The sequence below is a fragment of the Deinococcus detaillensis genome (assembly GCF_007280555.1).
GTDB lineage: Bacteria > Deinococcota > Deinococci > Deinococcales > Deinococcaceae > Deinococcus > Deinococcus detaillensis.
The window spans coordinates 1-23,158 of the sequence record NZ_VKDB01000024.1 but is presented as its reverse complement, the minus strand read 5'-3'; the positions used below and the strand labels follow the sequence as shown (position 1 = coordinate 23,158).

The window sequence follows — 23,158 nt, the reverse complement described above, 5'->3', positions numbered from 1 at the left end:
GACTCGCTTTTACCTCTGGTCAACTGGACTTGTAGGGTATAGGCGATTCCATAAAATTCGTTGGAGCATTTATGACAGTGCGGTGGGGTGGGTTGAAAAGAACCAAGTTTTCAGGGATTGGTACGAATCAGCGCCAAACTTCCACTGCTCGCCGCACAGAGGCCCGCAAGTCATTGGCGGAGCGGCCCATTCTATCCTCAACGGTAATGCGCACCGCTCTGCTCAACCGCGCTCTCACGGGGAGAAACGGTCCCATACAGGCGGCCTACAGTGACATTCTGTTCACGACAAGGGGCCGCTTTGCTCAAGACGGCCCCTACTCTGCCCGGAATGACTACTCGTTTGACAACTGCTCTAAAACGCCGCCACCTGTCCGTCGGCGCGGCTTTCGCTGCCGCCCATCAACACGCCCTCCGGAGTGCGCCAGATGATCTGGCCGCGCCCGAAACTGGCCTTCTCGGTTTGCACCCGCACGGTGTGGCCCATCCGAATCAGTTCGCGGATCACCGGCTGACCCATTTCGTATTCCACTTCAATTTCCTTGCCGGCCAGCCACTGCCAGCGCGGGGCGTCGATGGCCGCCTGAGGATTGAGGCCGCTGCGAACGGTATTGAGAACGACTTGCACGTGGCCTTGCGGCTGCATAAACCCGCCCATCACCCCGAACGGCCCCACCGCTTGGCCCTGCCGGGTCAGGAAGCCGGGAATGATGGTGTGGTAGGGGCGCTTGCCGGGCGCGAGGCGATTGGCGTGTCCTTCTTCCACATTGAAGTTGTGACCACGGTTGTGAAGCGCCACGCCGGTGCCGGGCACCACCACGCCGCTGCCAAAGCCCATGTAATTGCTCTGAATAAAGCTGACCATGTTGCCCTCACCGTCTGCCGTCGCCAGATAGACCGTACCGCCGCTACTGGGGGGGCGGGTTTGGGGATCGTGGGCGGTGTCGGTGATGGACTGACGCAGCATTTGGCGGTGGGCTTCGGAGAGCAAAAACTCCACCGGCACCTCGCTGTGGCGCTGATCGGCCACCAACTTGTGGGCGTCAGCAAAAGCCAGTTTGATGGCTTCTATTTGGGCGTGCAGGGCGCGGGGATCGTCCCGCTGCGGAGGCAAATCCATGCCGTCGAGCAGCCGCAGGGCGATCAAAGCGGCGATGCCTTGCCCGCTCGGCGGAATTTCCCAGACTTCGTGGTCTTGGTAAGCGGCGCTGATTGGCGTGACCCACTCGGAAGCGTGCTGGGCGAGATCGTCGGCGCTCAGAAAGCCGCCCACTTGCCGGCTGGCGTCGTCTATGGCTCGGGCGGTGTGGCCGTCGTAGAAGTCGGCTCCGTGACTCTCGGCAATCCGCTCGAGGGTGCGGGCGTGGTCTTCAGAAGCCCACACCGCTCCGGCAACGGGCGTGAAGCCCTGCGGCATGAACACCTTGAACCACTCGGCAAATTCCGGGCCTTTCAGCAAACAGTAAGACTGCGCCGCCCGCGCCCAGTGGCGGGCCACTTCGGGGCTGAGCGGATAGCCACGGCGGGCATACTGAATGGCAGGCTCAAGCAAGCGGGCAAACGGCAGCTTGCCGAACTCGGCGTGCAGGTCGGCCCAGCCGCGCACCCCGCCCGGTACGGTGACGGGCGTCCAGCCGTGACGGGGAATTGGATTGCCGCCGAGGGTCTCCATGTTCCAGCGGGCCGGAGCCGCGCCGCTGGCGTTCAGGCCGTGAAGCTCGCCGCCGCGCCAAGCCAAAGCGAAAACGTCGCCGCCGAGGCCGTTGCTGGTCGGCTCGAGTACGGTCAGGGCGGCGGCGGTGGCGATGGCGGCGTCAGCGGCGCTTCCGCCTTCCCGCAGCACAAACAAACCCGCTTGTGCGGCGAGGGGCTGCGAAGTGGCGACCATGCCGCCACGTGCCAAAACAGGTTGACGGGTGGAGGGATAGGGATTATTGGGGTTCATGCCTCAGTCTAGGGAGTTGGAACTGAGCAAATTAAAAATGATTAAGGTTTGCTGCATGTACAAGTGCTGCCAGCGACAGCGATCCATGCTGCGCTCAGCATAACCACTTGAAAGCGTCCGGATAACTCGGTTATTTGGACGCTGAGAAGCGGACAAACGCAGCGTTTTTGATTTTTCTACCTTTGCGGTACTCGGAAAACTGCCAAGCAGAGGGCTTTGGCAGGAGATGAACCGAAACGCACTCTCCCACTGAGCTTTCCAACTCCCAGCACCATTTGACGGCCACAGCTTCAAAAGGGTGTTCACTCTTCAAGCAAACGCGGCTCCAATAACCTCGCAATCGGCCCAAACGTGCGGCGGTGAACGGCGCTGACGCCCAACTCGGCCAGTGCTCGTCGGTGCTGCGAGGTGCCATAGCCCTTGTGCGCCGCGAAGCCGTAGCCCGGATACTCGGCGTCCAGCCCCAGCATCAGCGCGTCGCGCTCCGTTTTGGCGAGCAGCGAGGCCGCCGCCACCGAATAGCTCAGCGCGTCGGCGCGGGCCGGGGCCGAGTACGGTAAGTCGGTGGGAAGCTTGAGGTAATCGGTGACGAGCGCCTGCGGCTTGGGACCAAGGCGGGCAATGGCCCGCATGGCGGCGGCGTGGGTGGCTCCCAGCACGTTGAGGCGGTCAATTTCTTCGGGCGCGGCGTGTTCGACGGCGTAGGCCAGCGCCACGCGGCGCACCTCAGTGGCCAGTTCCTCGCGCTCGGCGGGGCGAAGCTGCTTGCTATCGCGGAACGGCAAATCGCCCAGGTTATTCGGCAAAATCACCGCCGCCACCGTCAACGGGCCAGCCCACGCGCCGCGCCCGGCTTCGTCTACACCAGCCACCCGGAAAAAGCCGCGCCGCCAGTGGGTACGCTCATAGCTCCAGTCGGGGGTGACGGGCGGGTAAGCAGGCACCGCTAATGGCTCTCCACGCCGGTGCCCAGCGACCCGGCCACCGCCTGTGCAGCTTCCAGTTGACTGTCTTTGACCCCAACGTCGACTGTTTCACCGCCGTCCAGATCCACCACGAAATGATCACTCTCTAAGCGAACCCGGCTGACGATCTGCTCGTCTCCCTGCGGGCGGGTGCGGGCGTGCAGCTCCACATACTTGCTCAGCGGCGTGCGAATGACTTTGGGGGCCAACACTTCTTCCACCTGAAAAATGCCGCCGGAGTTGTTCATGGTCACGTTGATCCGCACGGGCTTGTTCTGCCCGCGCTCGATGACGACCTGATCGACGGCCAAAGCGCTGATCGAGTGAATGTCCACGCTGCCCAGCGCAAAAGCCTTGCGCCCGCGCCCCTTGGTGATGTCGGTGCCGTCGGCCACTGCTGTGATACCTGCTTCGATGGTCAGCGGCGGCGGGTTGAGGTCGTGGCAATTGACGCAGCCCAGAATAAAGCTGCGAATCTTGGTGCGTTTGAACACGTCTTCGTAAATCGGTTTCAGGATGCGGTCGATGATCGGCAGCGCCAGCATCACGCCGTGCTGCTCGTGCGCGGCGCGGTGAATCTGGTTGCCGATGTCGTGCAGCATGGTGCCGAGAATGATGGTTAGGTACACGTCGTCCACTTCGCCGATGCCGCTCTCGATGATGTCGGGCTTGACGCCGCCTTCGAGCAGCAGTTCCAGGATGGCGAGGCTGGCCGCGCCGGTGATAAAAGCGTGAACCCGCCCGTGATCGTTGTAGCCGAGCTTGCGCATGGTGATGTAATTGGCCATGTCCCAATCGGCCAGCGCTTCGGGGTCGCTTTGCAAAGCGTCGTAAGCGGCCAAAGCGCGGGGAAACTCGGCGAGGTCGGCGCGAATGGCGCGGTCGGCTTCTTCGATCAGCTTGGCGCGGGGCGTGGCAAATTCAACGGCCCTGGGCGCAGCTTTGCGGCGGGTTGCCACGTCATGCAGCGCACCGCCGCTGACGTTGAGGGTAAATTTCTGGTCGCTCATACGGACTCCTGCTGGGGAGGGAAAATAGATGCGGAAAAAGGCAAGCCCCCGAACTCTAGCGCCCGGGAGCTTGTTTTATGCTGACTTTCACCGTACTCGGCTTGTCGGCTTCAGCGGTTATTTGCTCCTACTTACTCGCCTTGAAAGTTGGCTTTGCGCTTGGCCAAGAAAGCCGCCGTGCCTTCTTTGAAATCGGCAGTGGCCGCCGCCATCCCGAACAAGTCCGCTTCGATTTCCAAGCCTTCTTCCAAGCTGCCGGTCAAGCCGCGCCGCACCGCTTCTTTGATGAGCGAGAGGGCAATCGGCGCATTTTTGGTCATCATCTGAGCGACTTCGCGGGCTTTTTCCAGTGGGTTTTCGGCCAGATAATTCACCAGACCCATCTGCAGGGCTTCGTCGGCCCCGACCTGGCGGCCCGTCATCATCATGTCGAGCGCCCGGCCCGGCCCCACCAAGCGGGCGAGGCGCTGGGTGCCGCCGTAGCCGGGAATCAGGCCCAGCGTGACTTCCGGCAACCCCAACTTGGCCGTGTGCGAAGCCACCCGCACGTCGCAGGCCAGCGCCAGTTCCAAGCCGCCGCCCAGCGCGTAGCCATTGATGGCCGCAATCGTCGGAAACGGCAGCGAGGCAATTTCGTGCATCACGTTTTGCCCGCCTAGCGAGGCTTCGCGCCCGGCGTAAACGCCTTCCAAGCGGCTCAGTTCGCCGATGTCGGCTCCGGCCACGAACGCCTTGTCGCCGCCGCCAGTGATGATGAGAGCGGCAATCTCCGCGTTTTCGGCAATGGCTTCTACCGCTTCGACGAGTTCGATCAGGGTTTCGCCGCTGAGGGCGTTGAGCGCCTGCGGGCGGTTGATGGTCAGCACCGCGAGGTCGCCGTGTTGGTCGATCACCAGCGTATTAAAATCCAGTTCATCTAGCATGCCTGCTATCTTCTCACAGCCTTCCTCGCAAATTCAGTCGCCGCCGATTCGGCTGGCCTGACCAGACAAGAGCGTGAGATTCGTCGTAGGACTTTGCACATCTCCCGTCAGATTCAGTCTCTGGTACAGGCTCTCCTGAGCAGGTCAAGCGAGCGCCACAAAGCGCAAAACGCCGTCTCACAAGAGATAGAGCGTGTGCCTTACACCAAACCGTCCGCCGCTGAGGTAAGTGAGACGGCCAAACACGGTCAGCTCATGGTTAGGCCATGAACAGCGCAGATTCACTGGCCGCTCATAGAACCTGACTACGGTAAAGAGCGAGATCGTGAGCTGAAAAGCAAACACGACGAAGCTACTCGAGGAGAGAAGATGAAAAAATTTGTAATGATTGCTGCAACGATGGCCCTCGCTTTGGGAGTCGCCGGCGCACAAGACACCGCGCCCGTGACCAGCGCGACGGTGACCAACTTCACCGACATCCCCGCCGGCCACTGGGCCAAAGACGCCGTCGACCTGATTACCCAAAAGGGCCTGATTCAGGGCTTCCCCGACGGCACCTTCCGGGGCAATGAAAACCTGACCCGTTATCAGGCCGCTCTGATCTTCGCCCGCTTGCTGCAAACCGGCGCACTGACTCAGGCCGCTCCCGCACTGAGCGCCGCAGACTTGGCCACCATCACCAAAGGCATGCAGGACGTCTCCACCGAGTTGGCCGCCATTGGCAGCCGCGTGGACGACCTCGAAAAAGCCTCTACCGATCAGCAGGGCCGCGTCACCGCGCTCGAAGATAAAATCGCAGCGATGGGCAGCGCAACGATGGATACCAGCAACGTGGATGAACTGACCTCGCGCATCGACGCGCTGGAAACTGCCATGCAGAACATGCCTGAAGGCCCGGCTGGCCCCGCTGGCGCTGACGGCGCAGCTGGCCCCGTCGGCCCGGCTGGCCCTGCCGGAGCGCAAGGCCCCGCTGGCGCACAAGGCCCGGCTGGCCCCGCTGGCAGCACCGCCAACGTGGACGCCCTGACCGCCCGCGTTTCCGCGCTGGAAGCACGCGGCACCACCAGCACCACCACCAACAGCACCGTGACCACCACGCCCGCCACCCCGGCGACCACCGTCGTGATCGGCGACACCATGGGCAGCGGCATGACCATGATGGCCGACGATCAGAGCAACAGCGGCTTATATGTGGGCGTCAGCACCGGCGCAACCTTCAGCGGCGAGAAAGGCAAGGCCTTTGGCCAGAGCGTACCGTTTGTCAGTAGCTTCGGCGCGACCGTCGGCGCGAGCAAAGTCCTCTTTGGGCTGGGCGTGCGGGCCAACGTGGACTATGTTCCCCAGACCCAGGCCATTCAGGCTGATGTCAACGCCATGTACGCCTTGGGCGTGGGCCGCTTGTCGCCCTACGTCGGCGCGGGCTTCGGCCTGAGCAGCAGTGCGGTCAGCCCCACCGACAGCACCAAGGCCACCGATTACTACGTCAACGGCATCATCGGAGCCGATTTCAAAGTCGTCGGCAACTTGAGCGCTTTCGGCGAGTTTGACGGCAAGTACTACCTGAGCAATAAGGGCAGCGGCACCAACAACACCGACGCAGCAGCCACGTCGACCAGCAAGTCCTTCTCGCCCGCCGCCAAAATCGGCCTGAAGTACTACTTCTAAACCTAGCTTTTTCACGCGCTCCTACTCAACGCTGAGCAGGAGCGAGCCGGAGCGCCGCCCTTACAGGCCGCTCCGGTTTTTGCTGCCTGCGGTTGGTAACGCTGTTCATCCGCCGCCCTTGGCATAATCAGGTTTGCCGAGCTGCCTAGCCCCCTACCTTCTGAGATCATTTTCCCTTGAGATTTGCCGGAGGTTTTACGTTCATGACCCGCATTCTTGCCGCCGCGTTGCTGGCCCTGCTGACTCAGGCCGCCGCCCAAACCATACCGACTCAAAACACCTCCTCCACGCCGCTTCCCGTGTTCAATTCAACCAATCAGGCCGCGCCCGCTCTGCCACCCGTGCCGCCGCCCGCGCCGCTGAGCAGCCGCTTGTATGCGGGGGCCAGCATCGCGCCTTCGTTGAGCGGCGGCGGCACAGCTTACGGCATCGTAGTGGGAAGTTCGCAAGTCTTTGGCCCGTTTGGCGCACAGGCCAGCGTGGACTACGCGACTAAGTCAGGGGCCCTCTCAGTGGATACGCTGCTGCTCTACCGGCCCAAACTGGAGAGCAAATTTCAGCCGTATCTGGGCGCGGGCTTGGGCCTGACCAGCAGCGCCATTTCGGGAGCAGCTCCCGTCCCGCCCCCGACCACAGGAGGCACCACCGTTCCGGCTCCCACCAACGCCACCGATTACGCTGCTCAACTCGTACTGGGCAGCGATTACCTGCTGACCGACAGCATCGCCGCTTACGCCGAGGTCAGTTACCGCTCACCGTTCAGCAGCAAAGGCAGTGCCAACGGCGCGGGCGCACGCGGGCGCTTGGGAGTCAAATTTTTGTTTTAGAGCATTTGTCCGAATGGATGGCTGAGCAAAAAGCACGCTCAGCCATCCATCCTCCCAAATACTCTCTCTACTCCACTCCCGTTGGTCGGTCAAAAAAGAGCTTCCTTTTTGACAAATGCTCTAAGTACGCCAATGTTTATCTTTAAATAAACCGAGCGGAGCGGGCAGGCCCGAGAGGTGCGGCCAAGCGTCGTCATCGGCGCTGCTCTGGTCAAGACGCGGAATCCCGGAACGGTAATCTTGCTGTACTTAGACTCCTGACTCCTCTGTTTTGCGCTCCGCCAACTGAGCGCGTACCGCTTCTGAGAGCGCCCGAACGTGCGGTAAAGCGGCGCGTCCCGGCCTGATGACCAGCCCGATGACCCGTTCGAGCGGTTCGGGCAGGGCGGCAGTCATGAGCGAGCGGCTGAGTGTGCCAATCGCCAAGCGCGGAAAAATAGTGATGCCCAGCCCGTACTCGACCATCGAGAGAATCACATCGTCTTCGTCGACTTCGGTGATGTTACGGCTGAGCGCTTGGTGCCGCCTCAAAAATGCCAACACCGGTTGATTGGCCGGACTGCTGAGCGGCGGCAGCAGCAGCGGCTGGGACTTGAGACTTTCCCAGGTCAGCGGCCCAGCCTGCTTGGCAGGCAGCACGGCGAGGTAAGGATCGCGCAGCAAGGCTTCGAAGAGCAGTCCAGGGTCGCTGGGCGCTTCGATCAGGCCCACGTCGGCCTCACCGCTGCTGATGAATTTGACGCCGCCCGCGCCGTCGCGCACCGCGTCCAGCACCCGAATATGCAAATCGGGGTGGGCAGTGTGCAAACGGCCCAGCGCCGGAGCCAACAGCTGCTGACCGATGCTGCGGTAAGTCGTGACCGTCAGTTGACCGCTGAGGGTGCGCGAGGGATTGGCCGCCAGTTGCAAATCTTGCACCGCCATCAGCGCGTCGCGGGCGTAGCCGATCACCTGCTGCCCAGCAGGCGTCAGGGTCACGCCGCTGCGGGTTCGTAGCAAGACGCTGTGGCCCAGCGCCGCTTCCAGCGCCCTGACGCCTTCGCTGAGGCTGCTTTGCGACATGCCCAAGCCCGCTGCCGCCGCCGAGAAACTGCCCTCGTCCGAGACGGCCACGAACAGCCGCAATTGCGCCAAAGTGATGGCGGAGCGGCCCTCGGTAGGCAGTTCGGCAAAACGCGGGGCGGCTTTGGGCAGTTTCTCGTTGGACACCTGCTTACTTTACGGTCTTGGCTGATCAATTTGACTGGTCAATTCGGCTGGGGTGCTTAAACTGGAAGCATGACCCCGATGATCACTTTTCCTGCCCCCGCCAGCCTGCCTTATCTGGGCGGCTGCTCCAGCGAACCGGCCTTTTTTGCACTCGACTCCTTGGTGCATTACCGCGCCGATATGGTGGTGGGCGCTCAGCACTTGCCGCAAGTGGTGGTGCTGGACACGCTACGGGCGGTGCTGGCCGACCCTGCCGCTTACGGCGTGACCCGCGAAGCCGCCGAAGAAGCACGGCAATCTTTTTTGGAACTGGCCGGCCAAGCCTTGACGGCGCAGGGTGGTCAAGTCGCGTGGCTGGAACGAGAGTTTCAGCGCTAGATTCTTCTCTCTTCGACCGGCACTTTATTTGACCGGCACTTGAATAGAGCGGTAGACGATCAGGCGCTGCACTTTGCCCAGCACTTCTTCAAGCTGCGGAGTGATCAGAGCGCGGTTGTACTGATCGAGCGCGTAACCGACCCCTCCATTTTCCAGGCCGTAACTTTGATCGCCCGTTCGCCACGACTGCTTCTTGACCACATCATGAATGAGGCTGTAAACCACGTTATCCACCCGTTTGACCATACTGGTCAGGCCGTGATTGAGCGTCTTGGGATTGCGGTCGGTGTCGCCCAAATAATTCTGGTTGCTGTCCACCCCGATAAAAAAGGCGGGGCGGGTGTTTCCGGCGCAGCTTGAGGTGTAGCTGGCCGATTTGGCCACCGCTGCGAACAAATCGCTCTTAAAAGTGACGCCCGCCGGTAAAGCGCTGGCTTTGAGACACTGGGCAGCGTTGACCTGCGCCACCACGCCCGCTCCGCTTCCACCAGCGGCGGCAAAGATGATGTCCGCGCCTCGCCGCTGCATAGACGCGGCTAGCGCCTTAGCCGTTGCCGGATCATTCCAAGCAGCAGGCGTTTTGCCGATGTAAGCCGAGATGACTTGGCAGTTGGGGCAGACGAACTTCACCCCAGCCGTGAATCCCGCTTGAAATTTGTGAATCACCGGCACGTCTTGGCCGCCAACAAAACCCACCACGCCGGTGCTGCTGGATTTGGCAGCAATGTAGCCCACCAAAAACGAGCCTTCCTGCTCACGGAAGCGCAGGCCGACGGTATTGGGGCCGCTGGGCAGATCATCCACAACCGCGAACTTAGCAGCGCTGTAGTTTTTGGCAGCCTGCTCCACACTGTCTTTGTTGGCAAATCCAACGCCGACCACCAAATTGGCTCCAGCTTGGGCCAGCGGTTCCGCGCCCCGACCGGCTAAACCCTGCGCGTCCTCTTTGGGAGCGAACAAGCTCACCTTGACGCCGAAGTCTTTGGCGGCCCGCTGCGCTCCCTCCCAAGCCGCTTGGTTAAACGAATGGTCATTTTTGCCGCCGGTATCCAGCGCGATGCCGACACTCAGAGGAGCGGACTGAGCAGCGGCAGATAAAGCAAGGAGCGAGAAAGCAGCGATCAAACGGGGAAAGAGAGCCATCTGCGCATCTTCACGGAGTTTGTCTGACAAGCTTGTGACGGAGAGCGACCATGAAGTGGACTGAAATCAAGTATTGCGCCGCCCAGCGGGCCGAAATACTCAACACAACCCCAAACTCCACCGAGAGAAACCTGAACGCTTGTGAGAAAGGAGGCTGGCTCCTTCAGCGTGGGATTTTCAGCAGGCGCTAAAGGAAGCCAAGCAGCAAGGCAAGTAGGCCGGTAAGTCTTTGGCAGCCTGACCATACGCCTGTCACCTCAAAGCCAGCGCCAGACGCTCCACACCCTGCCGAATTGTTGCCGGGGTCAGGTGAGCGAAGGCCAGCAAGAGGGCTTCTTCTCCGGCCCTGAGGCGGTACTCGCCTGCCCGGCTGAGGCCCACGCCCGCCTCAGCCGCTCGGCGCTGAAGGTCTTGCTCGTGCCAGCCGGGTGGCAGCGGCAAGTACAAATGGGTTCCGGCGGTGGCGGGACGTGGGCGCAGCGCCGGGAGACCTTCACGCAGCGCCGAGAGCAGCGCTTCATGGCGGCAGTTGAGTTCGCTGCGGGCGCGGCGCAGGTGTTTGGCATAACCGCCGCCCGACAAAAATTCAGCCAGTGCCAGCGCATCGAGGGTGGGCGGAGTGCGCTGGGTCACCGGACGGGTGCGGGTCAGCACTTCGATCAGGTGCGCCGGAGCGACCAGATACCCGCTTCTGAGCGCGGGCGCGAGACTTTGGCTAAAGCTGCCCAGCAGCAGCACCCGCTCCGGCGCTTGGCCTTGCAGCGAGGCGGGCGGGCGGGCGGCGTAGTGCAAATCAGCGGCGTAATCGTCTTCGAGCAGCCACGCACCGCTGCGGCGCGACCACGCCAGCAGCGCCGAGCGCCGGGCCGCCGAAAGGGTCACGCCGCTGGGAAACTGACAGCCGGGGGTCAGGTAAGCCAGCACCGCCTGAGCAGGCAGGTCAGCCACAAAATCCTCTGCCGACGCGCCGTGAGTGTCCACCTCCAGCGGCCAGATGCTGGCTCCGCTGGCTGAGAAGGCGGCCCGCGCTCCGAGGTAGCCGGGGTCTTCCAGCACCGCCACCCGGCCCGCTTCCAGCAGCAGCCGCGAAAGGGCGTCGAGGGCTTCTTGCGCTCCGCCGGTCAGCAAAATCATCTCGGGCGTGACCCGCGCTCCGCGTTCTCGGCGCAGCCACTCGCACAGCGCCAGCCGCGTGATGAGCGGCCCGCGTGGGTCGGGCGGGGTGTGGGAAGCGTCGTGAGCCTGCTTGGAAAGCGACTGTGTCCAGAGGGACTGCGCCCACTGCGCCGAGGGGAAAAGCCCACTGGAATGCCGGCCGAGGCGGAAATCGATCCAGTCCAGCCCGCTGACCGGTGAAGAAACTGCGCCAGCACCCGCCGACCAGCGGCCCTGCCCTTCCAGCGTGCGCCGCGCCCAGGCGCTCAGCACCAGCGGCGGGCCAGCCGGAGCAAGTACGGCCGTGCCCGGCGGCAAGTCGGCCACGTAACAGCCGCTGCGCTGCCGAATCTCCAAGTAGCCCTCGGCGGCGAGCTGCTCCAGCGCGTCGGTGACAGTGTTGCGGGCCAGACTCCAAACACGGGCCAGTTCACGGCTGCCCGGCAGCTTTTGCCCCGGCAGCAGCCGCCCGTCCCGAACCGCTTCACGCAGAGCGCGGGCCACGCGGGCGTGCTGGGGTTCGGCGGGCAAAGCGGGAGGCAGCGGCCACACGGCTGCATGATAGAGAATGGGCCGACTCGGAAAGAAGCCCCGCTTGCGGTCGGCACCGCGTCCGGGTTGTGTTTAGGGAGAGCGGCCCAGAGAAGCTGCTCACGGCGTGGGCGGTCTTCAAGGTCAGTGCCACCAAAAAGTGGGCCAATGTGGGAGGTATCCGTGCTGACCAAGGCGGCCCTGCGTTCGGCCCACCAAGATCAGACTGCTGGGAATGACGGCTGGCCCGCATTCAGACTCGGTGGCGCTCACGGTTGGGTTGGCTGGTGCGCTCTACACTTTCTGACGTGCCTCCTTCCACACCGCGTCCGGTCAATGAATTGCTGCTCGAATATCAGCATTACCTGATGGCTTACCGGCTGCGGCAGCTGCTCGGCGAAGCGCTGCGGCCCGCCACGCTGCAACTGACGCTGGGGCAGTACGGCCTGGCCCGCAACGAGCGCCAGAGCCTGGCCCGCCAGATGATTTCGCGCTCCTGCCCGCCGGGAACGCTGACCCGCTTGGACACGCTGACCGATACTTTGATGTTCGGCTTTTGGCACAATCCGGCGCAGGTGGCCGACTTTATCCGCGCCGCCATTCGTCAGGGCGGGCATCCGGCTTTGGAGCAGCCTGACATTTTCATCACGCTGCTCAGCTCCGCCGAACGCGGCCGCTTGGGGCCAGTTGGCGTGCAGCGGGTGGTGCGGCATTACTACGCCTGCCTCGCCTTGGCCGCGCTGTATACCAGCCCGCACGGCTTTGACGAAGCGTGGAGCAAAATAGAAGCTGAGCCTGTGCCGCTGTTTGCCGACGAATTGAAAGCGGCGGGGCGGTTGACACAGGAGGAGTTTTGACGGGTGGGCTCCTCTCCACACTCCGGGCCTTGCTGCCGCGCCCTTGTCCAGGCTGCGCTCAGCCGCTGGGCAGTGAGGCGGGCCTGTGCCGAACCTGCCGCGCTGGACTGCACCCGCATTTGGAGCGGCACTCGATGCTGAGCAACGCCGTGACGCCGCATCTGGTGGTGCTGGGCGAACACAAAGCCGTGCTGCGCCGCGCCGCCCGCGAACTCAAATACAGCGGCCACCGCGACCTCGCTGCCGTGCTGGGGCAGGCCATTGCCAGCGGCGTGCCGAGCGAATGGAAGCTGCGGGCCGTCAGCGCCGTGCCGATGTCGGGGACGCGCCAACGCCAGCGGCATTTCAACCACGCCGAAGTGCTGGCCAGACAGGTGGCCGCCGAACTCGGCTTGCCGTATCAGGAAAGCTTGAAGCGCACTCGCCACACCACCCAGCAAGCCAAACTCAGCGGCGAGGCGCGGCTGAGCAACCTCATCGGCGCATTTGCGGCCCAGAGCAGCGGGCTGATGGTAAATGGGCAGATCACGCAACCCCTTTTACTGGTGGATGATGTAATGACAACCGGCTCAACACTTTCAGCTTGCCGAGACGCTTTAGCAGAGGGCGGCGTCGATCAGGTGTTTTACGCGGTCATCACGCGCTGAACGCCGTTCAGGAAGCCGATTCACCCGCCAACTTTTCGCCCGCTTCCACCGCGCCGCGCAGCCAGTTGGCAGCAGGCGGTAAAGGACACGTCCAAGCCTCACTGTAAGCACAAAACGGATGGTAACCGCGGTTGAAATCCAGCGTCACCTGATGACCTGACAGTGGCGCGTCGAGGTAGCGGCCCGCGCCGTAAGTTGCCTTTCCACTGGTGGCATCCCGAAAAGGAACAAACAGCGTGGCGGGTGCGTCGTCGCCTTCGCGGGCATAGAGGGTCAAGCGTTCGCCGTTGGGCAAGCCGACTTCGCCCCAAGTCACAAAGCGCTGCACCTCACCTTGAGTAGAGGTGGCCAGCTCAGCGGCTTCGGCGGGCAAGCGCTGCACTTCCAAGCTCAGATTCCAAGCGGGATCGGGGGCAAAATAGGTCAGGCCGTCAAAGCTGCCGTCCTTGGGCAAGGGGCCGCGCCCAGAAGCGAAATGAGCATCTTTGCGGGCGCGAAAAGAGAGCAGATCGTCAAGCCAAGCGCTCACCACTCTCCCCTTTTCACCAATCTACCGTGTGACTCGCGCCGTGGATCTCGACCACGTCGCCTCGGTGAAGCTTTTTGCGGCGGCGGGTTTCGGTGAGGCCGTTGAGCTTGACCTCGCCGCTTTGCACGCGGAATTTGGCTTCGCCGCCGGTATCCACCAAGCCTTCCAACTTGAGAAAGTCTTGCAAGTCAATGGTTTCGGGAAGGTCGGCAGTTTCAGTTTTGGGGGGCATGTTTTTGCTTGTGGGTTTCTGGCTCATGGGATGGAATACTCCTCTGTAAATAAGTTCAAATCGCTTTCGTCCACGCGGCCGTCGCGGTTGAGGTCGCCTGACAAGCCGCCACCGGTTTTGCCGTAATTGCCCATCAGCAGCGCCAAATCAGTCAAATCTACTTTGCCGTCGCCGTTGATGTCGGCTCCGCTGAGTTTGCGGCGAGCAGCCTGAGGGCTAAATTCGCTCAGGCCCAGCAAACTGCTGATTTCGGCCCGCACCGCCCCCGAGAGCGGCAGCGGGCCTTTGGGGTTGAGTTCGGTGCGGCGTACATTATTCACCGTCAGGGTGCGCGAAGACAAATCGGGGTTAAACGGCACGCTGCCGCCGAGCACCAAAACCGCTCCCCCGCCCTGAGCGCTGTCATCCAGCGTGATGGGAAAGTCGGGGGTGCTGAGCGCCGAGAGCGCCGAGAGCACTTCTTGGCGCAGCGCCGCGCCTTCGGGCCGCAGCGCCACACTGGCAAATGAGGGAGCGGCCTGCGCCGCACTCAGGCCAATAGTAGCCATAAAAAGCCCTGCCTGAAGCCGGGAGCGCTTCATTTACCCACCTTGGCCCGCGCTTCCAGCACCAGTTTGCGGAAGGCTTCCAGCGTCATCTGGCCGGGTTGCAGCGGCGCGGCGACGTTGGGGGCAGCAGGCGCGGCCGTTGAGGGAGTGGGCGCTGGACTATTGGGCACTGTGTTATTAGATGCTGGGTTATTGGACACCGGAACAGGCGTTGCGTCGGTGGTTTTGGCCTCGGCTGCTGGGGGCGGGGGCGGCGTCGGAGCGCTTGGCGTGGCCGCTGCCGGGGGCACTGCTGGAGACGCTGGCGCTTGACTTGCTGGAGCCGTACTGGGAGCGCTAGCCGTTGCCGAGCCTGCCGAAGCGGTGGCCGAAGACTCAGACATGGTGGGCACAACGGGGGACATGGTAGCAGTGCTGCTCGGAGCGGGGTCGCTGGATGGCGCGGACGCACTGGGCGCTGGTGCTGGTGGAGAAGCTGAAGCTGAAGCTTGGAGAGAATCACCTTGAGCAGAAGCGGCGGGCCCTGCACTGGCAGGAGCAGGGGGAGTGGGAGCCGCCGGAGCGACCACAGTGGGAACTGCTGGATCAACCACCGCCGGTGCAGCATTGGCAGCAACCGGCGCGGGAGGATTCGTGTTGAGCGCGGCACCAGTTGGAGCAGTCGTGACGGCTGGCAGCGTGCTTGATGGATTAGTGCCCACAGCCGGAATGCTGGACGTCACCCCCGGCGTGCCGTCCGGCAATCCGGTGACGACTTTGGCTGACGCGCCGCCCGCGCTTTGTAAGGTGTACTTGCCCTGATTAAATCCCACCAATGGGCTGTCGTAGCGCTCTTTGTAGAGCAGCAGCATGCTGTCGCCGCTGGGCAACACCGGCGCGTCCTGTACGCCGCTCAGCACCCACAGGCTGGGTTTGTTTTGATACTGGGGGAGGCTCTGGGCGTCGCCCGCCACCGTTTCCAAAATGGTCAGCGGATATACCGTCCAAGTCTGCCCGCTTTCCTGCACGCTGCTGGAGGCTTCCACAGTGGCCCGCACGATCACGTCGGCCCGCACAGCTTGCTGCTCCAAGCTGAGTTTTGGGGCGTTGGTGGCGGCGGCCAAGCTCAGCCCAGCCAACAACGCGGCGCTCAGAAGGTGGCGCTTCATTTGCCGTCTCCACTGGGTGCATCCGTTTTGGGCGCGTCTGTTTTGGGTGAGTCGGTCTTAGGCGGGTCGGCTTGAGGTGGGGTTGGCTTGGCCGGATCGCTGGGCGCTGGTTTCGCACCGGCTGGCTTTGTCGTATCTGGGCTTGTCTTGTCCGGGCTTGTGGTGTCCGGCTTCACGCTGGCCGGATCAGTGGTGGCTTTGTCGGTACTGGGTTTATCGGTAACGGGTTTATCTGTACTGGCGTTATCTGTGGCAGCTTTGTCTGAACCGGCCTTATCGCTGGCTGGCGCGGGCAGCGTGGGCGCGGCGACTGAACTCCCGGTTGCGCTGTCGGCGGCAGGGCTCACCGCAGGCGTCAGCGTCACCGGCTCAGGCGGCTTGACTTCGCGCAGGACTTTGCCGCTGCCGTCTTGGGCCAACAGGAAACTGGTGGTGGTGGGAACGAGGGTGGGCAGCGTCACCGCTTTGTCGTTCACCGGCTTGAGGCTAACCATCGCCACTTGCGAAGCGTTTTTGGGCGGCAGTCGGAAACCGAAATCCAGCGTCAGGTTGCGTCCGTTTTGTTTCCAGAACACCAAGGGGCGGCCCGCCTCTAGGCCGCCGAGCGACTGCACGCCGGTCACCAGGGTATTTTCGGGCAAGACCCAGGTGAAGCGGGCCGCCCGCACGCCACGGGGTCCCATCAACGTGATGGGAATGCGGGTTTCGCCGCGCACCTCGCCGCTGGGCAACTTGGGCACAAAGTCCAGTGGCGGCAAGTCGGCCACCGACAAATTAAAGGTCTGGGTCTTGATGCTGAGGTTGGCGTCCGTGACCTCTAAACTGAAAGTGGCGCTGCCGCTGGCCGTCGGCGTGCCGCTGATCGCCGCGCTGCTGCCGCCCGCAAACTTGAGTCCGGCAGGCAGGGTGCCGCTGGTCAACCGGACGCTGTAGGGGCCGGTGCCGCCCACCGGCGCGACGCTACCGCTGTAAGGCTCACCGACATAAGCGGTGCCCAGCGACGCGCTGCTGAAACTGAGGATATCTCGGCTGGAAGTGGGCGTAGCACTGGGTGTGGTGCTGCTGCCGCAGGCGCTCAGAAGCAGCGCGGCCCCGGCGAGGGCGGGGAACAGTCGGTTCATGGCAAGAGTTTAGCGGTTGCGGGTGAGAAGGGAAGACAACGCGGGCGCAGCGGTCGGGGCTTTTTGTAGACTCCGGCAGATTAACTTCTTCTCCCCCACTTCCACCACCCACCACCTTGAGGAAAAACCATGCCGACGAGTTCAGCTTCCAACCCGACTGCGCCCCACCAGAGCGCCACCGAAAATTTGCATGTCAGCGCTTTTGAAACGGTTCTGAGCCCACGCGAACTCAAAGACGCCTATCCGCTGAGCGCCGCCGCCGAGCGCACGGTTTTTGCCGCACGGCAAGCGGTGCGCGGCATTTTGCACGGCACCGATCCGCGCCTGCTGGTCATCGCTGGGCCGTGCAGCATTCACGACGCCGGGCAGGCCCTGGCCTACGCCCACAAGCTGGCGGCCCTGCGCAGCGAACTCAGCGGGCAACTCGAAATCGTGATGCGGGTCTACGTCGATAAGCCGCGCACCACCGTCGGCTGGCGCGGCTACCTGACTGATCCGCACCTCAACGGCGCTTACGACTTCAGCGGCGGGCTGAGCCGCACCCGTGAGCTGATGCTAGCCATCAACGACCTCGGCTTGCCGGTGGCCACCGAACTGCTCGATCCGTTCGTGCCGCAGTATTTGTTCGATTTGCTGAGCTGGGTGTGTATCGGGGCACGCACCGCCGAGTCGCAGACCCACCGCGTCATGGCCAGCGCGGTGTCAGCTCCGGTGGGTTTCAAGAACGGCACCAGCGGCAACCTCAAGATCGCGGTGGACGCGGCGGTGGCGGCCAAGGGCGCACACGCCTTTTTTACCATTACCGACGACGCCCGCGCCTGCATCGTGCATACGCGGGGCAACCCCGACGGCCACGTGGTGCTGCGCGGCGGCTCAGCTGGCCCCAATTACGGCGCAGACTCGGTCAGTGAGGCGGCCCGCCTGATGCAGCTCGCCCACCTGACGCCCGCCGTGGTCGTGGACTGCTCGCACGCCAACAGCGGCTCAGACCACACGCGCCAGCATCTGGTCTGGCAAGACGTTCTTGCCCAGCGCCGGAACAGTCAGGACAGCGGTGATCAAGACAGCAGTGATCAACGCACCGGCGCGGCCCTGCGCGGGGTGATGATCGAGAGCCATCTCAATGCCGGTAAACAGAGCATTCCCGCCGATTTGACCGACTTGCAGTACGGCGTCTCGGTGACAGACGCCTGCATCGGCTGGGATGAAACCGAGGCACTTCTGCGCGGCGCGGCGGTGGACGGACTGGGCGGTAAGCGCTAACTCGGCGCTTTGCCAACTCTGCTGACTTTGCCCAGCGTTTAACCAGTTGGCAGCTCCGTCTCACGGCGGCGTGATTGGATAAAGTCATGCTTCGTCAATCGATGAGAACCACGACTCAACTGGTCGCCTGCACGCTGCTGCTGAGCGTTTCAGCCTGCGCCCAGTCGACCGGCAACCAAGACGCCGTCAAAGCCCCCGTACCGATGGCTTCCAGCACCCAGTCCGGCGGCTTTACCGTGCCGAAAGGGTTCAGCGTCACCACCTACACCGACGGCTTTCAGCGCCCGCGTCTGATGGCTCTCGCGCCGGGCGGCGACATCTTTCTGAGCGACGCGGTAGCGGGCAAAGTTTACGTTATGCGCGGCAAGGACAAGGCCGAGAGCAAGAATGTCTTCGCTGCGGGCCTCAATCAGCCGCACGGCCTGGCCTTTCACGGCGGATACCTGTATGTAGCGACCACCGACGCGGTGCTGCGCTATCCCTACAAATCCGGCGAACAGAAGGCTACGGGGTCCGCCGAGAAACTGGTGGATCTGCCTAGCGGCGGCGGCCACTCCACCCGCACGGTGGTCTTCGGCCCCGACAACAAGATGTATGTCTCGGCGGGCAGCAGTTGCAACGTCTGCGAGGAGAGCAACGACAAACGCGCCGCCGTGTGGGTCTACGATGCGGACGGCAAGAACGGCAAGCCCTTTTCGACGGGCCTGCGAAACGCGGTGGGCCTGGAGTGGTATGACGGCACGCTTTATGCCACCAACAACGGGCGCGATGAGCTTGGCGACAACTACCCGCCGGAAGGTTTTTACAAACTGGCGGCGGGGCGCAACTTTGGCTGGCCGTACTGCTACACCACCGAGGCCGGGCAGCCCCAGGTCTGGGACAAAGACTTCGGCAAGAAGAACGCCGACGTTTGCAAGGCCACCACGCCCGCTTTTGCCCTCACCACCGCCCACAGCGCTCCGCTGGGCCTGGCCTTTTATAACGGCAAAACCTTTCCCAGTCAGTACCAGGGCCAGATGTTCGCCGCCCTGCACGGGAGCTGGAACCGCAGCGAGAAGAGCGGCTACCGGGTCGTGACCGTCGATCCCAAATCCGGCAAGGTGCAGGACTTCATGACCGGATTTCTGAATGGGCAGACCAGCAAGGGTCGCCCAGTGGGTTTGCTGACCCTGCCCGACGGCTCAATGCTGCTCACCGATGACGACACCGGCAAGGTGTACCGCATTACTTACCAGCCGTAATGCTGCCTGCCACTCGGTAAAGCACTCCGTAAGTTTTTAATTCATTCTGTGGTACGAGATTTTGAAGAGCAGATACGGCGAACAACCGCGCTGCCTCAAGCAGACGGCGCGACCAGCCAGACGTAGATATCCCCCAACGACGCGGCGCGTGAACGAGGAGGTCGGTCTGTTGTTGCGCGGTGGTGGACGAAGGAACATTGCCGATCCGGGCAGTCAGCCGAACTGCTGGCAACAATGGCTGGAATAAAGCGTGGGCGTCCCCGCTAGGCAAGACAAATGAGAATGCCTGCCTGGTAAGGGGCATTCTTATGCTTTTGTCAGGCCATCAGAGTGACCTCCCCCTTTTCCCAAGTGAATCTTCACGTACATTCAGCTTGAGGTCAGGCCCAGACCCTAAGCTCCTCTCATGAAAAAATTCATGCTTCCGCTCAGCTTGCTGCTGGCCGCTACTGGCAGTGTCTACGCTACGCCCACCATCAGTGCCCAGAGTATTATCGTCAACCCGGTGACCAGTGACGTGCAGGTTAAGGTCTGGACCGACCGCGACGCCACCGGCAAGAAGACCCCCAACTACGCCATCGATGACGCCATCCGGGTTTATACCAGCGTTGATCAGGACGCCTACGTCTACCTGTTCAGTGTGTCCTCGGACGGCAGCATCGATCAGATTTTGCCGAACAACTACACCAGCGGCGACAACTTCATTAAGGCGGGCAGCGTCAAGACTTTCCCCGATAAGGGCGACAAGTTCGTCTATAACATCGCCGGGCCGGTCGGCATCAGCAAGGTGCTGGCGCTGGCGAGCACCACCAAGCTCGACCTCGGTGGCCTGTCGAGCTTCAAGAGCGACCAGAAGCTCGCCACCGTGTCGGTCAAGGGCCAGCAGAACCTGGCGCAGGCGCTCTCGATTGTCGTCAACCCGGTGCCCGACAAGAGCTGGTCCACCGATGTGGCGCTGCTCAACGTGACGCCCAAGCCGGTGGCCCAGGCACCTGCGCCCGCCACCACCACGACGACCACCACGACCACCATCACCATCCGGCCTTACACCGACGCCAAGTACGCCCGGCCCACCAAGGTGGACAACGGTTCGGGCTACATCTTCCGTTCGAGCGCCCAGGTCGACGACCTACTCAAGTACTACAGTGCCCAGCTCATCAAGGCTGGATATGTGCAAGACGACCAGACCGTCAAGCGCGACTCGGCAGTGGCCCACTTCTCGCAGGGCAGCACCAAGACCACCCTGACCATTAAGAACACGGCAGGCAAGGTTGAAGTAAGTGTAGTCAGCTCGAACTAAAGCATTTAAATGCTGGAGACGGGGAATCCTTGAGAAGGGGTTCCCCTTTCTTGGTCGTCCCTGACTGAGCCACAAGACTTCATCAGCCGGAGATGAGTGGGCGTCAGCTTTGAGCCGTTACAGTCGGAAGATGCAAAGACGCGCCGCCTTACTGCTGGCCCTGAGTCTCAGTGCCCTGACCCTGAACTCTGCACAGGCCGGGCGACTCTCGCCCAAACTTCAGGAGAAAGCCAACCGCCATGACGCCGCCACCATCGGCGTGCTGGTGCGCTTCAAGGTTGACGCGCAGCCGGGCAAGAAGAGTGCCAAGGAACTGCGGAAGCAGCTCAAGAACACCCTCGGAAAACTCGGCTCAGCCAACGCCCTCCTCAACAAGCTGCTCAAAACCAAGGGCAAGGGCGCGGAGTTGTGGCTCGACCATTCGGTGTACCTCAAGATGACCCCCGCTCAAGCTCAGGCGCTGGCCAAGCTGCCGATGGTCGAGGAAGTCTTCGAGAACTTTCAAGTCACGGTGCCGCGTGCCAGCGCCCTGAGCGTGGCCGCCGCGCCTGCTGGCACACCCTGGCACCTTCAGGCCATCGGTGCGCCGCAGGCCTGGGCCGCCGGGTTTCGTGGGCAGGGCATCCGCATTGGGCACCTCGATACCGGCATTGACCCCAGCAACCCCGAACTGACCGGTAAGCTGCTGAGTTTTGCCGAGTTCGGGCCGGACGGCGAGCAGATCAGCAGTGAGCCGCACGATTCCGAGCAGCACGGCACCCACACCGCTGGTCTGCTGGTCGGCAAGAGCGTGGGCGTGGCTCCAGCGGCCAAGCTCATCAGCGCCCTGGTGTTGCCGAAGTCGCAGGGCACGTTTGCCCAGGTCATCGCCGGGATGCAGTGGGTCATCGACCCCGACGGCAACCCCGATACCCCCGACGGGGCCAACGTGGTCAGCATGAGTCTGGGGCTGCCCGGCACCTATCAGGAATTCGTGCAGCCGGTGCGGAACATGCTGGAAGCTGGGGTCATTCCAGTCTTCGCCATCGGCAACTTCGGCCCCGCAGCGGGGAGTACCGGCAGTCCCGGCAACATTCCTGACGTGATCGGGGTGGGGTCGGTCAACCAGGCGGGCGCTGTTTCATCCTTCAGCTCGCGTGGCCCAGTCACCTGGACGGGTGCGTACAGCGGCACCTTCATCAAGCCCGACATCGTGGCCCCCGGCGAGAACATCACGTCGAGCTATCCAGGCCAGGGCTACGGCTCACGTTCCGGCACCTCGCAGGCTGCCCCTATCGCGGCAGGTGCAGTGGCGGTGCTGCTGAGCGCCAAGCCCGGTCTAGGCATGGCTGCCCTCAAGAGCGCCCTGTTTCAGAGCGCCTCGAATAAGGGCAGCCGCAACAACACCAGCGGCTACGGCCTGATCAATCTGCCGGGAGCGCTCGCCCGCCTGGGGGTGCAGGTGGGCAGCCCGCCGAAGCCCCCAGCCCCGGTTCCCGTTCCGGTGAAGCCAGCCCCGACGCCGCAACCCAAGCCACCAGTCGCCGCCCCAACGCCAACTCCCAAGCCGCCAGTCGCCGCTCCCACTCCGGCACCCCCCGCCGACGGCAAGGATAAGAAGCCTAAAGGCCCCAAGCCGCCTAAAGGACCCAAAGACCCCAAAGACGGTAAAGATCACGGCAAGAAAGGCGGTAAAGACCACTGAGGCGACTGAAATACCCGCCTCGGTGGCCCGCTCCGGGTGAATTCGGAGGGACTCTGGCCGGAGAGGGGGGTTGAGACTGCTCCCTGAACTTACGATTCCAGTTGAGGAAACGCAACCAGCACGTCAACCTGTCAGCGCTCATCTCCCAATCTCAGATCAAGAACGGATCTGGAATCCCATGTTCTAATTGCTTCCATGACTTCTTCACCTTAAACGGCTTTTAGGAGTGCGCTCCTTGTCCTCAACCCTAAGAGTGGTCGGGGGGATAGTGGGATCGAAGAATTTACCAGGTATCTCCGGGACGCCGGGGTGCGGATCGAACTGCGCGAGACCACGCCTGAGAGCACCCCAGAAGAGGACATCAAGGGTCTGAAAGACTTCGATGCCCTGATCGGTGCGGGCGGCGACGGGACCGTCAGCAGCTTGGCCTACGCCGCCCGTACGTATCAGAAGGCTTACCCGCCGTATCCAGCAGGAACGGCCAATCTGATTGCTCAGAACCTCAATCTGCCGACTGACCCTCGGGAGCTGGCTGATCTGTTTCTGTCAGGTCAGACCGTGACACTCGACCTGGCTGAGCTTGAGGTGGACGGCAAGGTTCACGGGTTTGCTATGCTGGCGGGGCTGGGTCTCGACGCGGCCATGATCCGTGACAGTGAACACACCAAGGACCGCCTGGGAGTGGCGGCCTACGTGGCAAGCGCCCTGAAGCAGCTCCACCCACAGCACGCCCAGTTCAAGCTGTGGAGTGAACCCAAAGCGCAGGACCAGCAGGCAAGTCACTTCTAGGCTGGATGATAGCGGGCGGCGAACTCGGCAGGTGGGACGTAGCCGAGAC

At 62.8% G+C, this 23,158-nt stretch carries 21 protein-coding genes and 1 pseudogene; 10 read left to right on the top strand and 12 right to left on the bottom strand.

Annotation, left to right across the window (positions count from 1 at the left end; all coding sequences use genetic code 11):
• Positions 1–354 precede the first annotated feature (354 nt).
• The 4 genes from FNU79_RS15565 to FNU79_RS15550 all read right to left on the bottom strand — a co-directional run bounded on the left by FNU79_RS15565 (position 355) and on the right by FNU79_RS15550 (position 4,842).
• Positions 355–1,944: a gamma-glutamyltransferase family protein gene (locus FNU79_RS15565; protein ID WP_225430117.1), complete on the bottom strand. Its 1,590-nt coding sequence runs from the start codon at positions 1,942–1,944 to the stop codon at positions 355–357.
• 302 nt (positions 1,945–2,246) lie between these two features.
• On the bottom strand, positions 2,247–2,888 hold the full coding sequence (locus FNU79_RS15560; protein ID WP_143721721.1) for a ribonuclease HII: 642 nt from the start codon (positions 2,886–2,888) through the stop codon (positions 2,247–2,249).
• A gap of 2 nt (positions 2,889–2,890) precedes the next feature.
• Positions 2,891–3,919, bottom strand: coding sequence for a phosphohydrolase (locus FNU79_RS15555; protein ID WP_143721720.1), 1,029 nt, complete (start codon positions 3,917–3,919; stop codon positions 2,891–2,893).
• 131 nt (positions 3,920–4,050) lie between these two features.
• The gene (locus tag FNU79_RS15550; protein ID WP_124868060.1) at positions 4,051–4,842 is read right to left on the bottom strand and encodes an enoyl-CoA hydratase/isomerase family protein; all 792 of its coding nucleotides are present in this window, start codon (positions 4,840–4,842) and stop codon (positions 4,051–4,053) included.
• 369 nt (positions 4,843–5,211) lie between these two features.
• On the opposite strand from FNU79_RS15550, the gene FNU79_RS15545 reads away from it, so the two are divergent.
• Positions 5,212–6,507, top strand: coding sequence for a collagen-like triple helix repeat-containing protein (locus tag FNU79_RS15545; protein WP_143721719.1), 1,296 nt, complete (start codon positions 5,212–5,214; stop codon positions 6,505–6,507).
• Between the two features lie 203 nt (positions 6,508–6,710).
• The gene (locus FNU79_RS15540; protein WP_143721718.1) at positions 6,711–7,334 is read left to right on the top strand and encodes a hypothetical protein; all 624 of its coding nucleotides are present in this window, start codon (positions 6,711–6,713) and stop codon (positions 7,332–7,334) included.
• A gap of 249 nt (positions 7,335–7,583) precedes the next feature.
• On the opposite strand, the gene FNU79_RS15535 is transcribed toward FNU79_RS15540, so the two are convergent.
• Positions 7,584–8,543 (bottom strand): LysR family transcriptional regulator, encoded by a 960-nt coding sequence (locus FNU79_RS15535; protein WP_225430116.1) that lies wholly within the window; start codon positions 8,541–8,543, stop codon positions 7,584–7,586.
• A gap of 69 nt (positions 8,544–8,612) precedes the next feature.
• Here FNU79_RS15535 and FNU79_RS15530 point away from each other — a divergent pair, with 69 nt between their 5' ends.
• The gene (locus FNU79_RS15530; RefSeq protein ID WP_143721717.1) at positions 8,613–8,921 is read left to right on the top strand and encodes a hypothetical protein; all 309 of its coding nucleotides are present in this window, start codon (positions 8,613–8,615) and stop codon (positions 8,919–8,921) included.
• A gap of 24 nt (positions 8,922–8,945) precedes the next feature.
• Here FNU79_RS15530 and FNU79_RS15525 read toward each other — a convergent pair whose 3' ends face one another.
• The gene (locus FNU79_RS15525; protein ID WP_143721716.1) at positions 8,946–10,064 is read right to left on the bottom strand and encodes a BMP family lipoprotein; all 1,119 of its coding nucleotides are present in this window, start codon (positions 10,062–10,064) and stop codon (positions 8,946–8,948) included.
• A gap of 252 nt (positions 10,065–10,316) precedes the next feature.
• Positions 10,317–11,771, bottom strand: a complete 1,455-nt coding sequence (gene pdxR / locus FNU79_RS15520; RefSeq protein WP_143721715.1) for a MocR-like pyridoxine biosynthesis transcription factor PdxR — start codon at positions 11,769–11,771, stop codon at positions 10,317–10,319.
• Between the two features lie 287 nt (positions 11,772–12,058).
• Between pdxR and FNU79_RS15515 the strand changes: the two genes are divergently transcribed.
• Complete coding sequence (locus tag FNU79_RS15515; protein WP_225430115.1) at positions 12,059–12,607, top strand: hypothetical protein; 549 nt, start codon at positions 12,059–12,061, stop codon at positions 12,605–12,607.
• Between the two features lie 29 nt (positions 12,608–12,636).
• Complete coding sequence (locus tag FNU79_RS15510) at positions 12,637–13,254, top strand: ComF family protein (protein WP_143721714.1); 618 nt, start codon at positions 12,637–12,639, stop codon at positions 13,252–13,254.
• 7 nt (positions 13,255–13,261) lie between these two features.
• Here FNU79_RS15510 and FNU79_RS15505 read toward each other — a convergent pair whose 3' ends face one another.
• From FNU79_RS15505 to FNU79_RS15485, 5 genes are read right to left on the bottom strand one after another with little or no spacing between them, the layout of a single operon-like run.
• Positions 13,262–13,783: a DUF1684 domain-containing protein gene (locus FNU79_RS15505; protein WP_143721713.1), complete on the bottom strand. Its 522-nt coding sequence runs from the start codon at positions 13,781–13,783 to the stop codon at positions 13,262–13,264.
• A gap of 13 nt (positions 13,784–13,796) precedes the next feature.
• Positions 13,797–14,015, bottom strand: coding sequence for an RNA-binding S4 domain-containing protein (locus tag FNU79_RS15500; protein WP_225430114.1), 219 nt, complete (start codon positions 14,013–14,015; stop codon positions 13,797–13,799).
• A gap of 23 nt (positions 14,016–14,038) precedes the next feature.
• Complete coding sequence (locus FNU79_RS15495; RefSeq protein WP_143721711.1) at positions 14,039–14,563, bottom strand: dockerin type I domain-containing protein; 525 nt, start codon at positions 14,561–14,563, stop codon at positions 14,039–14,041.
• A 29-nt stretch (positions 14,564–14,592) separates the two neighbouring features.
• Positions 14,593–15,711 (bottom strand): hypothetical protein, encoded by a 1,119-nt coding sequence (locus FNU79_RS19205; RefSeq protein WP_185974749.1) that lies wholly within the window; start codon positions 15,709–15,711, stop codon positions 14,593–14,595.
• Positions 15,708–16,832: a putative Ig domain-containing protein gene (locus tag FNU79_RS15485; protein ID WP_143721710.1), complete on the bottom strand. Its 1,125-nt coding sequence runs from the start codon at positions 16,830–16,832 to the stop codon at positions 15,708–15,710. The genes FNU79_RS19205 and FNU79_RS15485 overlap by 4 nt, the downstream gene beginning before the upstream one ends.
• A gap of 129 nt (positions 16,833–16,961) precedes the next feature.
• On the opposite strand from FNU79_RS15485, the gene FNU79_RS15480 reads away from it, so the two are divergent.
• The 5 genes and pseudogenes from FNU79_RS15480 to FNU79_RS15460 all read left to right on the top strand — a co-directional run.
• The gene (locus FNU79_RS15480; RefSeq protein WP_143721709.1) at positions 16,962–18,095 is read left to right on the top strand and encodes a 3-deoxy-7-phosphoheptulonate synthase; all 1,134 of its coding nucleotides are present in this window, start codon (positions 16,962–16,964) and stop codon (positions 18,093–18,095) included.
• Between the two features lie 101 nt (positions 18,096–18,196).
• Positions 18,197–19,336 (top strand): PQQ-dependent sugar dehydrogenase, encoded by a 1,140-nt coding sequence (locus FNU79_RS15475; RefSeq protein WP_404825802.1) that lies wholly within the window; start codon positions 18,197–18,199, stop codon positions 19,334–19,336.
• Positions 19,337–19,742: 406 nt separating this feature from the next.
• Positions 19,743–20,636, top strand: a complete 894-nt coding sequence (locus tag FNU79_RS15470) for a DUF4384 domain-containing protein (RefSeq protein WP_143721708.1) — start codon at positions 19,743–19,745, stop codon at positions 20,634–20,636.
• A gap of 130 nt (positions 20,637–20,766) precedes the next feature.
• A complete protein-coding gene (locus FNU79_RS15465; protein WP_143721707.1) occupies positions 20,767–22,320 on the top strand; it encodes a S8 family peptidase in 1,554 nt (517 codons plus the stop codon).
• Positions 22,321–22,560: 240 nt separating this feature from the next.
• A pseudogene (locus FNU79_RS15460) lies at positions 22,561–23,109 on the top strand (diacylglycerol/lipid kinase family protein); the annotation flags it as partial.
• Between the last annotated feature and the right edge of the window lie 49 nt (positions 23,110–23,158).